General features: G+C 65.3%; 13 protein-coding genes. 5 read left to right on the forward strand and 8 right to left on the reverse strand.

The annotated features are described in order from the left end of the window. Positions 1–40: 40 nt before the first annotated feature. The 4 genes from serS to GJ654_RS08385 form a co-directional block, all read right to left on the reverse strand. The gene (gene serS / locus GJ654_RS08370) at positions 41–1,441 is read right to left on the reverse strand and encodes a serine--tRNA ligase (protein WP_155445698.1); all 1,401 of its coding nucleotides are present in this window, start codon (positions 1,439–1,441) and stop codon (positions 41–43) included. 83 nt (positions 1,442–1,524) lie between these two features. Continuing rightward, a complete protein-coding gene (gene tatC / locus GJ654_RS08375) occupies positions 1,525–2,301 on the reverse strand; it encodes a twin-arginine translocase subunit TatC (RefSeq protein WP_155445699.1) in 777 nt (258 codons plus the stop codon). After that, the gene (tatB, locus tag GJ654_RS08380; protein ID WP_155445700.1) at positions 2,298–2,663 is read right to left on the reverse strand and encodes a Sec-independent protein translocase protein TatB; all 366 of its coding nucleotides are present in this window, start codon (positions 2,661–2,663) and stop codon (positions 2,298–2,300) included. The genes tatC and tatB overlap by 4 nt, the downstream gene beginning before the upstream one ends. Positions 2,664–2,709: 46 nt before the next feature. After that, on the reverse strand, positions 2,710–2,955 hold the full coding sequence (locus tag GJ654_RS08385; protein ID WP_155445701.1) for a twin-arginine translocase TatA/TatE family subunit: 246 nt from the start codon (positions 2,953–2,955) through the stop codon (positions 2,710–2,712). A 222-nt stretch (positions 2,956–3,177) separates the two neighbouring features. Between GJ654_RS08385 and accB the strand changes: the two genes are divergently transcribed. From accB to GJ654_RS08405, 4 genes are all read left to right on the forward strand, one after another. Then, entirely contained in the window at positions 3,178–3,666 is a 489-nt protein-coding gene (gene accB, locus GJ654_RS08390; RefSeq protein ID WP_155445702.1) for an acetyl-CoA carboxylase biotin carboxyl carrier protein, read from the forward strand. Then, positions 3,667–5,025 (forward strand): acetyl-CoA carboxylase biotin carboxylase subunit, encoded by a 1,359-nt coding sequence (gene accC, locus GJ654_RS08395; RefSeq protein WP_155445703.1) that lies wholly within the window; start codon positions 3,667–3,669, stop codon positions 5,023–5,025. It abuts the gene before it with no gap. Positions 5,026–5,028: 3 nt separating this feature from the next. Beyond that, a complete protein-coding gene (locus GJ654_RS08400; RefSeq protein ID WP_155445704.1) occupies positions 5,029–5,454 on the forward strand; it encodes a hypothetical protein in 426 nt (141 codons plus the stop codon). A gap of 190 nt (positions 5,455–5,644) precedes the next feature. Further along, entirely contained in the window at positions 5,645–5,848 is a 204-nt protein-coding gene (locus GJ654_RS08405) for a hypothetical protein (RefSeq protein ID WP_155445705.1), read from the forward strand. A gap of 27 nt (positions 5,849–5,875) precedes the next feature. Here GJ654_RS08405 and GJ654_RS08410 read toward each other — a convergent pair whose 3' ends face one another. Then, entirely contained in the window at positions 5,876–7,546 is a 1,671-nt protein-coding gene (locus GJ654_RS08410) for a tetratricopeptide repeat protein (protein WP_155445706.1), read from the reverse strand. Positions 7,547–7,747: 201 nt separating this feature from the next. Here GJ654_RS08410 and aat point away from each other — a divergent pair, with 201 nt between their 5' ends. Next, a complete protein-coding gene (gene aat / locus GJ654_RS08415) occupies positions 7,748–8,410 on the forward strand; it encodes a leucyl/phenylalanyl-tRNA--protein transferase (protein WP_155445707.1) in 663 nt (220 codons plus the stop codon). A 69-nt stretch (positions 8,411–8,479) separates the two neighbouring features. Here aat and GJ654_RS08420 read toward each other — a convergent pair whose 3' ends face one another. The 3 genes from GJ654_RS08420 to GJ654_RS08430 all read right to left on the reverse strand — a co-directional run bounded on the left by GJ654_RS08420 (position 8,480) and on the right by GJ654_RS08430 (position 11,975). Continuing rightward, entirely contained in the window at positions 8,480–10,675 is a 2,196-nt protein-coding gene (locus GJ654_RS08420; RefSeq protein ID WP_155445708.1) for a methyl-accepting chemotaxis protein, read from the reverse strand. A gap of 105 nt (positions 10,676–10,780) precedes the next feature. Continuing rightward, complete coding sequence (locus GJ654_RS08425) at positions 10,781–11,563, reverse strand: DUF2155 domain-containing protein (RefSeq protein WP_155445709.1); 783 nt, start codon at positions 11,561–11,563, stop codon at positions 10,781–10,783. Positions 11,564–11,570: 7 nt separating this feature from the next. Further along, a complete protein-coding gene (locus GJ654_RS08430; RefSeq protein WP_155445710.1) occupies positions 11,571–11,975 on the reverse strand; it encodes an NADH:ubiquinone oxidoreductase subunit NDUFA12 in 405 nt (134 codons plus the stop codon). Between the last annotated feature and the right edge of the window lie 206 nt (positions 11,976–12,181).

The following is a 12,181-nucleotide window of genomic DNA, read 5'->3' on the forward strand; positions in this document are numbered from 1 at the left end:
CCCCTCTTTGGGGGGCGAGGGGGGAGCGGGGATCGCGGCGTCAGAGCTTTGCGATCGTCTCCAGCCCGCCCATGTAGGGGCGCAGGGCCTCCGGGATGGTTACGGAACCATCTTCGTTCTGGTAATTCTCGAGGACCGCCACCAGCGCGCGGCCGACCGCCACGCCCGAACCGTTGAGCGTGTGAACAAAGCGCGGCGTCTTGCCTTCCGTCGGACGATAGCGCGCGGCCATGCGGCGCGCCTGAAAATCCCCACAAACCGAACAGGACGAAATTTCGCGATAGCGGTCCTGGCCCGGCAGCCAAACCTCGATGTCGTAGGTCTTTTGCGAGGCGAAACCCATGTCGCCGGTGCAAAGCAGGACGACGCGATAAGGAAGGCCCAGGCGCTTCAAAACTTCTTCGGCGCAGGCGGTCATGCGCTCGTGCTCGTCGATCGCCTGTTCCGGCGTGGTGATCGACACCATTTCGACCTTCGAAAACTGGTGCTGGCGGATCATGCCACGGGTGTCGCGCCCCGCCGCCCCGGCCTCCGCGCGGAAACAGGGCGTGCCCGCCGTCATGCGCAGCGGCAGGTTTTTCTCGTCCAGAATTTGCTCGCGGGCCAGGTTCGTCAGCGGCACTTCCGCCGTGGGGATCAGCCAGAGATAATCCTTATCGTCAATCAGAAATTTTTGCAGCTCCTTGACGTACGGCCCAGGCGCCGACACCTCAGCCGCTTCAACAAGCGACTGGTGCTCAGCCGCCGGGATTTTTCGCGTAGCGAGGAATTGATCTTCGGCGAATTTCGGCAATTGCGCCGTCCCAAACATGGCCTGATCCCGCACCAGCAGCGGCGGCGCGACCTCGGTGTAGCCGTGAACATCCGTGTGCAGGTCGAGCATAAACGCTTCCAGCGCGCGCTCCAGCCTCGCCAGCTTGCCCCTGAGCACGGTGAATCGCGCGCCCGACATTTTAGACGCCGCCTCGAAATCCATCAGGCCGAGCGCTTCGCCAATCTCAAAATGCTCCTTCGGCTTGAACCCGAATTTTTTGGGCTCCCCGACCCGCCGCACTTCGGGATTGTCGTTTTCATCGGCGCCGAACGGGACCTCCGGCAGCGGGCGGTTGGGGATCGCCGCCAGCTCCGTCTCCAGCGCCGCGATGGCCTCACGCTCCTCGGCTTCAAGAGCGCCCATACATTCCTTGAGCTCCGCGACTTCCGCCTTGAGCTTTTCGGCGAGCGCCGCGTCCTTGGCCTTCATCGCCGCGCCGATTTCCTTGGACGCGGCGTTGCGGCGCTCCTGCGCGGCTTGCGCCTTCTGGATCGCGTTTTTCCGCGCGTCGTCGAGCTCCACCAGTTTCGCGATCAGCGCGTCGGCGGCGGCCTCATCCGGCTTGCGCCTCAAAAGATCGGTTCGAAAACCGGCGAGGTCGTCGCGGATCGTCTTGATATCGTGCATGGCGGGCTCGAAATTCGTGAACCGCCCTCGCCCTTCGAGACGGCCGCAAGCGGCCTCCTCAGGGTGAGGGCTCCTCTGAAGGGCTATTCGGAAATCGACGTATCCGCCCGATTCTTCTCGATCAGGCCGACCGCGATGACCGCGCCTTCGTAAAGCAGCACCATGGGCAGGACAAGCGCGATCATGGAGATCAGGTCAGGCGGCGTCAGGATCGCCGCGATGATCGTGATCAGGACGATGGCGTAACGCCGCTTTTCCGTCAAAAACGCCCTGTCGATGATCCCCGCGTGACCCAGCAGGGTGAGAATCACCGGCAATTGGAAGGCGATGCCGAAAGCGAAGATCAGCGTCATGATCAGCGACAGATATTCGCTGACTTTCGGCAACAATTCGATGGTCGGCTCGCCCGCCACGCCCAATTGCTGAAAGCTCACCGAGAATTTGATGAGAAACGGCATGACGGCGAAATAGACCAGCAGCGCGCCCAGAAAGAAGAAGACGGGCGTCGCCACCAGATAGGGCGCGAAGGCCTGCCGCTCGTGGCTGTAAAGCCCCGGCGCGACGAATTTGTAGAGCTGCAACGCCATGATCGGGAAGGCGATGAAGCCGGCGCCGAACATGGAAAGTTTGAGTTGCGTAAAGAACTGCTCCAAAAAATGCGTCGCGATCAGTTTTGCTTTTTCCGGTCCCACCACCATCACATAGGGGCCGAGCAAGACGTTGTAGATCTCGTGCGAAAACCAGAAGCAGATGACGAAGGCGGCGACGAAGGCGAGCAGCGCCTTGATGAGCCGGGCGCGCAATTCGATGAGATGTTCGATGAGCGGCGCCTTGGTGGCGTCGATGTCGGCCTGCGTCATGATTTGACTTCCGTCGGCGCCGGCGGAAGCTCGGCCTTTTCGACAGCCGGAGCCTGTTCGGGGACAGCTTCAGCGGGGGGCGGCGGCGCGGCCTTTTCAGGATCGATCATGTCGGCGATGCGGTTCATCGTCCCCTCGATGGACGCTTTCTGCTTGATCTCGGAAAATTCGTCCTTGAGGTCGCGCATCTCGGATTCGCGTAAAACCTCGTCGAACTGGGCGCGGAAATCCGAAGCCATGCGCCGCGCCTGGCCGAGCAAGCGGCCGAGCTGGCGCAACGCATTGGGCAAATCCTTGGGCGGAATGAAAATCAGGGCCACCACCCCAATCAGGAGCAGTTTGCCCACATCGAAGTCGAACATGCAGAACCCTTACCTAGACCGCGACATGACAGCGCAGGTCCAGGCCTCAGCCGACCCTGTTGGGATCATGCGTCGGCGCCGGCGCCGCGCCATGATGGTCGATGGTCTTCGCCGGCGCGGCGGTTTCGGCGGGCTTGGGCGGCGCCGAATCCTCGTCGCTCAGGCCCTTCTTAAAACTCTTGATTCCCCGGGCGACGTCGCCCATCAGCTCGGAAATCTTGCCCTTGCCGCCGAACAGAATGAGGATGATGACCGCCGCAAGCAAGAGATGGGGCAAGGAAAGACCGCCCATGAGCATTGACCTCCGAGTTCAATTTTATCTGGAACCTAGTGCCGGTCGGGCGCAAAAACAAGGCGGCAGCGCAAGACGCGCGCCAAATCTTGCCGGGGCTTCACCTTGACGCGCCCCTTTCAATGCTTGCACAAAAGTACTATACGGCGTCGTTCTTTAGCGTAAGCGCGATTCAAGATCCGACGCCCGCCCGTTCCAGAAATTCAAGAGGCTCTCACAAGAATGCCCAAGACCCCCGGCTCCAAACCCGCCCGTGACACTTCATCCGACATCGACGCCGGGCTGGTGCGTGAAATCGCGCTGCTGCTGAGCGAGACGGACCTGAGCGAAATCGAGGTGGAGCGAGGCGATCTGCGCATTCGCGTCGCGCGGCAGACCTTTGCGGCGCCCGCCCCCGTCGCCGCCGCCTATGTCGCCGCCCCGCCGGCCATGGCCGTGGCCGCGCCCGCCGCGCCGGCCGCCCCCGAGCACGATCACGCCGACGTGCTGAAATCGCCGATGGTCGGCACCGTCTACCTGCGCCCGAGCCCGGAGTCGAAACCCTTTATCGAGGTCGGCTCCCATGTGACCGCCGGCCAAAAGGTGCTGCTGGTCGAGGCGATGAAGACGTTCAACGACATTGTCGCCCACAAGAGCGGCACGGTGACCGCCATGCTGGTCGATGATTCGAGCCCCGTGGAATATGACCAGCCGCTGATGGTGATCGCCTAAATGTTCGAAAAGATCCTGATCGCCAACCGCGGCGAAATCGCCCTGCGAATCTTGCGCGCGGCGAAGGAGCTTGGCATCGCCACCGTCGCCGTCCATTCGACGGCGGACTCGGAAGCCATGCACGTCAAGCTGGCCGACGAATCCGTCTGCATCGGCCCGCCGGCGGCGCGCGATTCCTATCTCAACATTCCCGGCCTGCTCGCCGCCTGCGAGATCACCGGCGCCGACGCCGTTCATCCCGGCTATGGCTTCCTGTCGGAAAACGCCAAATTCGCCGAGATTTGCGCCGATCACGAGATCGCCTTCATCGGCCCCAAGGCCGAGCACATCCGCATCATGGGCGACAAGATCGAGGCCAAGCGCACCGCGCGCGCCCTCGGCATCCCCTGCGTGCCCGGTTCTGAAGGCGGCATCACCGACGACGACGAGGCGATGCGGGTCGCCGAGCAGATCGGTTTTCCGGTGCTGGTCAAGGCCGCTGCGGGCGGCGGCGGACGCGGCATGAAAGTGGCGCGCACCGCGCTCGACCTGTCGGAGGCGCTGGCCACCGCCCGCACCGAGGCCAAGGCGGCGTTCGGCGACGACGCCGTCTATCTGGAAAAATATCTGGAGAAGCCGCGCCACATCGAGATTCAGATCCTCGGCGACGGGCTTGGCAACGCCGTCCATGTCGGCGAGCGCGATTGCTCGCTGCAACGCCGCCACCAGAAGGTGCTGGAAGAAACCCCCTCGCCGGCGCTCAACCAGGACCAGCGCCAGAAAATCGGCGAGATCTGCGCCGACGCGATGCGCAAGCTGAAATATTCCGGCGCCGGCACCATCGAATTTTTGTACGAGAACGGCGAATTCTACTTCATCGAGATGAACACCCGCATCCAGGTGGAGCATCCGATCACCGAGATGATCTCGGGCCTGGACCTGATCGTCGAGCAGATCAAGATCGCCAGCGGCGCGCCGCTCGCCTATCGGCAGGAAGACATCGACCTGCGCGGCCACGCCATCGAATGCCGGGTGAACGCCGAGCATCCCGCGACCTTCCGGCCCTCGCCCGGCAAGATTCTCTATTACCATCCGCCGGGCGGCGTCGGCGTGCGCGTCGATTCGGCGGCCTATCAGGGCTATGTGATCCCGCCCAATTACGATTCCATGGTGGGAAAACTGATCGTGCAGGGCCGCACCCGCAACGAGGCGCTGATGCGCCTGCGCCGGGCGCTCGACGAGTTCATCGTCGACGGCGTCGACACCACGTTGCCGCTGTTCCGCGCCCTGGTGCGCAATTCGGAAATCCAGGACGGCGCCTACGACATCCACTGGCTGGAAAAATTCCTGGCCGCCGGCGGCATGGACCATCACGAGTAGTTCATGCGTCTCGCGGTCGTCCTCGGGCTGGTGATCGCCGGGCTCGGCTGGTGGTTTTTCCGCGCGCCCGCCCCGCCGTCTCCAGACCTGATCGCCGGCCTCGCCAACGACGGTTTTTCCGGCGCGCCCTGCCCGGCGCGCTCGATTCTTGAACAGGACGCGCGGAAAAAGCGCGGGCCGCAGACCCCGACCGCCTTCGGCCAGCGCCTGCGCGAGCGTTTCGCCTTGGGGTCGCCGGGCGAGGCGCTGCAAAAAACCCTTTTCGAACAGGGGTTCGAGCCGATTTCGCCCTGCGCCAATGACGAAGGCGTGTTTGGCGCGCGCTGGCGCGGGAGAAACTGGGGCGATCCCGACGCCTATGTCTATTGGCGAGTCGACCTCGACGATCACCTCATCTTTGTCGACGGACATGTCAGCCGCACCCCGTGAAGCCGTCGATTCGACGCCGGAACGGCCCCGGGACGCCTCCGCATGGACGTTAAACGCCGCGATTAACGTGCCCTGACGCCTTTAACCTGTCATTGTCGCCGCGTATGGCCTAGCTCTGACACTATCGGCGAAAACCAGCGTTCCTATCGACGCAGGTGCGAGCCATCTCATACTCGGGCGAGGAAAACGCATGTTCGAGCACCTTGAGCGCGCCCTTGTGGAGCTTTACTACGCCGTCGCCGAATTCGAGCGGAACGAGGAGCTCAGCGCTCTGACGCCGCTGGAAGTCGAATCCGTGCGGGCGCGATTGATCGTGGCGCGATCCAACCTCGAACGCCTGATCATCGAAGACAACGAACGAAAAGGCGCGAGATCCAATCGGATGAGCGCCTGACCCCTTGCAAGGCCGCCGAGCGACGCGTCAACGGGTTTCGAGAGCCGATTGCACAGCGCGCCATTGCCCCATGAGTTTTGCCACGATTTCGGGCGCGAAGGCGTAACGATCGAGCGTGGCCGGCACGTCGGCGGCGACGCCAGGAAATTTTTGCCGCAACATCTGCGCGGCCGCGCGCGTCGCCTCCCGGTCGCCGGCGCGATTCGCGGCGATGGCGCGCAAGATCAGGCCGATGGCGCCTTTCTCCATGAAGCCCGCGCGCGCCAGCGAGCGAAATCGCGCCTCGTCGTCGCGCATGAAGGCGGCGAGACAGGAGAAGGCGTAAAGAAAGCTGGGCGCGGCGCGGTCGAGGGCGCTCAACGGCGCGAGCAAAGTCTCGCCACGCGCGTAGTCGCCACGTGAAATGTAGCTCGCGGCGATCTGCGCGACAAAGAGGGTGACATTGGGATTGAGCTCGAGCGTCCTGCGGGCGGCGACGAACGCCTCTTCAAAGCGCTTGTCGTAGAAGCGCACGAGGTGCAGCACATAGGCGGAGCGCGCCCGCTGCGGGTCACGGTCGAAGGACTCGCGGGCGAGTCGCGTGGCCCGCGACAGGTCGGCGGGCCCGAGATTGCCGGGCTCGGCGTCGAGGTAACGCCGCACCAGCAAGACGGACAGCAGCGCCTCCGCGTAGGCGCTGTCGGGATCGGCGGCGATCTCGGCCTCCAGGCAGTCGAAGGCGCGACGCAAATCGTCGGGATCGCGGTGCGTGATGGCGTCCAGAGTCGCGAGAATGCAAAGATGGCCGGACGGCCGCGCCGGCCAGGGCCGGGTGCGCGCCATCATGTCCATGTTCACGGCGGCATGGGTGTCGGCGACCGCGCGCGCCGCGGAGGCGATGATCGCGGCTTCCCCCTCCTCGTCGACCGGCGCCGGGTAATCGCCGGTCCAGACGACGGCGCCGCTCAGGGTATGCGACAGGTCGATGGACAGACGAGGCGGGCGGGCCGAAGGGCGCAGGTGGACGACGAGCGTGTAAGCGCCGGGCGTCTCCCGCCGGCTCTCGGCCGCCGGACGGGTCACGATCAAACCGTCGAAAGCGCCCAGCGCGCGCGAAAGCCCCTCGCTCAATCGCGCCAGGGCGAGCGAATCGGCGTCCGAACCGGGCGCGACCCCGACGGCGACCGTGGGGCGTCCCCGTGTCCAATCGAGTTGCTGGGGCGCTCGGCTGGAGGGCCACGACACCAGACACGCAAGCATCACGATCACGACCACGGCCGCGGCGGCGACGATCAGCGCTGAAAACATGGGGCGCGGCGACGATGGGACCGCCGGAGATTCAGCCGCGAGCGGCGGAGCGGGCGCACGTTCGGGCGACGCGTCGCACCTGCTGACCAAAACCCTATAGGCCCCGACGGGCATTTCGATGCGGATCGGGCTGGCGGCGCCGGGACCGGCGTAATAGGCCGCCAGCAATTGCCGCAGGCGCGCGGCCTGCACGCGCACGATGGAATTGTTCTGCGCGTCGAACGATTCGTCCCGCCCAAAAACCTCGACGGCGATGGTGAACGCCTTCAGCCGCGCCCCCCGGCCGTCAAGCGTCTCCGTCACCACGAAGGTCAGGAAACGGGAGACGCTCGGGTTTCGCTCAAATTCCGGGTCGCGCAAAATGGTCGCGAGTTCGATCTCGACCTCGCCGCGCGTCCAATCGTCCGACAAGGGCTCCATTGCAAAAACCAGTGCCGCCGCACGACACCCATGCGGCTCTGAAAGAGACTGATAACACGCAATCTTGTTCCGGAACGCCTTGTTTTCAATCAAGTCGATTCATGTTGCGAAACCTAAGGCCAAGTTCAGGCGCGCGTGGCGGGGCCGCTGCGCGGGCTTGTCGAAACGGGTTCCGGCGCCCACAATGGCCCGATGTCGTCTTCCGCCTCGATCACGCCCGAGCTCCTGCTGCACGCCTATGCCTCCGGCCTGTTTCCCATGGCCGAGGACGCCGACGACGAGGATTTGCGCTGGTACGACCCGTCGCGCCGGGGCGTCTTTCCGCTCGACGGTTTCAACGTCTCAAAAAGCCTGGCCAAGGCGATCCGCTCGGGCGCATTCGAGATCAGGATCGACACGGATTTTTTCGGCGTTCTGGCCGGCTGCGCCGAGAGCGCGCCGGGCCGCGAAAAAACCTGGATCAACGGCCGCATCGCCGAGCTTTACGGCGCGCTGTTCGCCCATGGTTTCGTTCATACGGTCGAGGCGTGGCGCGGCGAAGACCTCGTCGGGGGGCTTTATGGCGTGGCGCTCGGCGGCGCCTTCTTTGGCGAGAGCATGTTCCACCGCGCGACCGACGCATCGAAAATCTGCCTGACCTATCTGGTCGCCCGGCTCAATCGCGGCGGTTTTTCCCTGCTCGACACGCAATATATCACGCCGCATCTCGCCAGCCTCGGCGCCGTGGAGATTTCGCGCGCCGCCTATCATCGACGGCTGCGTGCGGCGCTGCCGCTCCAGAGCCATTTTCGCGCGCTGCCGGTCGATGCGCCCGCCGACACGGTGCTCGCGCTGGCGCGCGGGGCGGCGCGCTGAGGCGCGATGGCGGATTGGCGCTCACGGCCGGCGCGACAGGCCGTGAGCCTCGCTTGGTCCCGGCGATCCTCAGGCGGCGCGCACCGTCTTGAGGAACTCGCCCATCACTTTCCGCAGCGCCTCGGCTTGCCGCGCCAGGTCGACCACGGAGGTTTGCACCTGGCTGGCGGCGCTCGCGGAATCCTGCGCCGCCGCATTGATTCCGTGCAAGTCCTGCGACACCTGCTGCGTCCCGTTCGAGGCCACCACCACGCTCTGCGCGATCTCTTGGGTCGCCTCTCCCTGCTGCTCGACCGCGAGGGCGATGGCGCCGGCGATGGTCTTGAGCCGCTCGATCACATTGGCGATGTTGACGATCGCCGTGGCCGACCCCTCGGTGGACCGCTGGATGTCGGAGATCTGCGCGCCGATTTCGGAGGTGGCGCGCCCGGTCTGCGAGGCGAGATCCTTCACCTCGTTGGCGACCACGGCGAAACCGCGCCCCGTTTCGCCCGCGCGCGCCGCCTCGATGGTCGCATTGAGCGCCAGCAGATTGGTCTGGCCGGCGATGGAATTGATGAGATCGACGATCTGGCCGATGGTCTGCGCCGAATCCGTCAATTCCTTGACCTTGCTGGAGGTCGCCTCGGCCTCGCTCGCCGCGTTGACGCTGATCGCGGCGGATTCGTCCACCTGCTGCTTGATCTCGCCAATGGCGGCGGTGAGCTGCTCGGCGGCGGCGGCGACGGTGCGCACATTCTGCGACGCCTCCTCGGCGGCGCCGGCGGCGGATTGCGCCTGATCCACCACGCGCCCCGTCGCCTGCGCCATGGTCGAGGACGCCGATTGCAACTGGTCGGAGGCGGCGACCACGCCCTGGACGAGATCGCTCATGGCGCGCTCGAAATCGTCGGCGAGCTTCAACATGGCGTCGTTGCGCTCGCGCTCCTGGCGCAGCCGGTCCGACTCCGCGGCTTCCGCCTTGCGGCGGGCCTCCTGCTCGGCCCCGACGCGGATCTGTTCCACGGCCCGCGAAATGTCGCCAATTTCGTCCTTGCGCTGCGCCCCGGCGATTTCCTTGAGCGTCTCGCCCCGGGCGAGCGCGCGCAAAGCCTCGGCCAGCTTGGCGATCGGCGAGGAAATGCCGCCAGCGACGAAGGTCATGGCGACCAGCGCCAGGACGCCGACGATCAGCGAGGCGACGACCTGCGCCGTCACATCGCTTTTTCCACGCGCGGCGAGCGCATCCGTGAGCTTGCGCGCGTCCGCCATCACCACGGCGCGCGGTTCGGTGATGATCACCGACCAGGCGCCGCCGGTGCGTCCCAGCGCAATCGGCGAAAACACTTTCAGGACGTCATGCGCCGCATCGACGGACACATTGGCGCGCCCCTCGCGGATGGTCGCGACGTCCTGTTTGGCCGTGTCGTCCACAACGTCGAAGGGACCGCCGATCGCCTGCGGCTTGCCGCTGGCGGCGACAACCAGCCCGGAATTGGTGACGATGGAGACGCTGCCCTTGCCGCCGTAAATCGAGGAATTGACCTTTTCGGCCAGCGTCTGGATGAAATCGAGGTTGAAATCGGCGCCCGCCACGCCCGCGAACCGGCCGTCGACCATGATGGGAACGGACATGGTGGCGAGATGGACCGCCTTGCCCTGGACGATATAGGGCAATGGCGCCAGAATGCTTTCCTTGCCGGTTTCCTGCGGTCCCAGGAACCAGCCGCCCTTCATGACGCCGTTGGGATGGAGGTCGCGGCTGCTGTATTCGACCAGCGGCTGCAAGGCGATCTTGCCGGCGGCGTCACGCGTCCAGTAAGGCAAGGCGCGGCCGGTGTCGTCCGATCCCGCATCCTTGCGGTCGATGTATTTTTCGTCGAGACCGTCGAGAGCGTGCGGCAGCCATGCGCTGTAGGTTCCGTTGAAACGCGAATTGTCTTTCAGGTTCTGGAGCAGGATGTCGTTGAGTTGGGCGCGCCGCGCCTCGGACCGCGTTCCAAATTTTTCGGGGGGGCGCGCGATCATTTCGAGCGTCCGGGCCATGACGCGTGCGACGTTGAACGCGGAATCGACCTCGGTCTGGATCACGCCGGCCTGGGTCGCGGCGAGACGCGAGAGCGATTCCTTGCTCAGGCGATCAAGCAGTTCATCGACGCTTTCCGCGACATAGGCGGACGACTGGCCGGCGGAATAGATGCTGAAGCCGAGAATGGCGCCGGTGACAAGCACGACGCAAACGGCCGAGAGCGTGACAATGCGCACCCTGATGGAATGAATGTTCATGACCGCCTTCGCTGTAAAGGGTCGCGCATGCGGCGCGAGCAGGCAAGCGTAGCGGTCTTGGCTTATGCGAGGCTGGCCGTCGGAGGCGGCGCGAGCCGCCTCGTCTCAGAAGAGGTCGCGCAGGTTCGGGAAGCCGCCGCGCGGCTCGGGGGCTCGCGGCTGCGGCTGCGGCGCCGGCTGGGCCTGCGGCGGCTCGGTCGGCGGCGGCGGTTTGGGCTTCGGCTTCTTCTTCGGCTTTGGCGCGGGGGGCTGCGCGCCGGGGTCGGCGCCCGCCCCCGGAGGCGCGCCGACCTCGACCGGCGGCGGCAGCGGCGCGGGCCCTGCCGGCGGCGAACCCATGTCCACGGGCTCGGCCGGCGGGGGCGACTCGGCCGAGGAGGACGGCGCCTCCACCTTGGGTTCTTCCGGCTCCTGGGGTTTCAGGATGCGCGGTTTTTTAACCGGCGTGGGCGAGCTTTGCGCGTTGGGCGGGGTCGCGGCCGGGGTTCCTGGCGCCGGAGAGGCGATGACGTCCTTGCCGCCTTTGCAATCCTTCAGCCAGATGTCATAGACGGGATGCTCCACGCCATGCAGGCCGGGGCTCGCCGCGAACATCCATCCAGAGAAGATGCGTTTGGCGGTCTTGGCGCTTTCGACATCGTCGACTTCGACAAAACCTTCGGTGAGCGGGTTTTCCGTCTGCGGCCGGGTCAGGCACACGCGCGGCGTGATCTGCAGGGTGCCGAACTGCACGGTCTCGTCGATGGCGACGTCGAAGGAGATGATGCGGCCGGTGATCTTGTCCAGACCGGCGAACACGGCGTTGGGATTGCGGATCTGGTCGGCGCGCGCCGACGGACCGGCCAGCAGGCCAGCCGCGAGACAGAGCGCGAGAAAGGAAAGTCGCATGGACGGCTCAGGCGTCGGGCGACCAGGCCTGGTAATCGCCGGTCGCAGCCGGACGGACGCCGGAGCGCAGCGTCGAGCCTTGCGGGCGCCAGGCGTTGGGCGTGCCGGTTTGATTGAAAACGTAGGGCTTTTCCCATTCGCGCGGCGTGTAGTCGGCGTTGGGGATGTCGTCGGTCTGGTAGTGCAGCCAGCCGTACCAACCCGGCGGGACTTTCGAACCTTCGGCGACGCCCTTGAAAATCACCCAGCGGCGGTTGAACCCCAGCGCGGGATCGATTCTGCCCTTTTTCCAGCGGTAATAAATGTTTCCGAACTCATCCTCGCCGACGCGCTCGCCGCGCAACGCCGTGTGAATACGGGTCGCCAGGGTCTGCTCGTTCCACCAGGTGAAGAGCTGCAGGAGCCATTTCATCGCGCGAATCCAAAATTCAGGCCGGGAGATTTTTCGCGGCGGACTATGGCGGCGCCGGGTGAGGATGTCCAGTCGTTCATTGGGGCGATACGGGGGCGAAGCGTTGACGGGAGCGCAAGCACGGGCGTATCGCAGGGGCGGATGAGGGGGCGCCCGTCGCCAGGAAAGAACGACTCATCCGACGCCAAAGCGCGTCCGCAAGGACG

The sequence above is a fragment of the Rhodoblastus acidophilus genome, from assembly GCF_009720655.1.
In the GTDB taxonomy this organism is placed as follows: Bacteria; Pseudomonadota; Alphaproteobacteria; order Rhizobiales; family Beijerinckiaceae; genus Rhodoblastus; species Rhodoblastus acidophilus_A.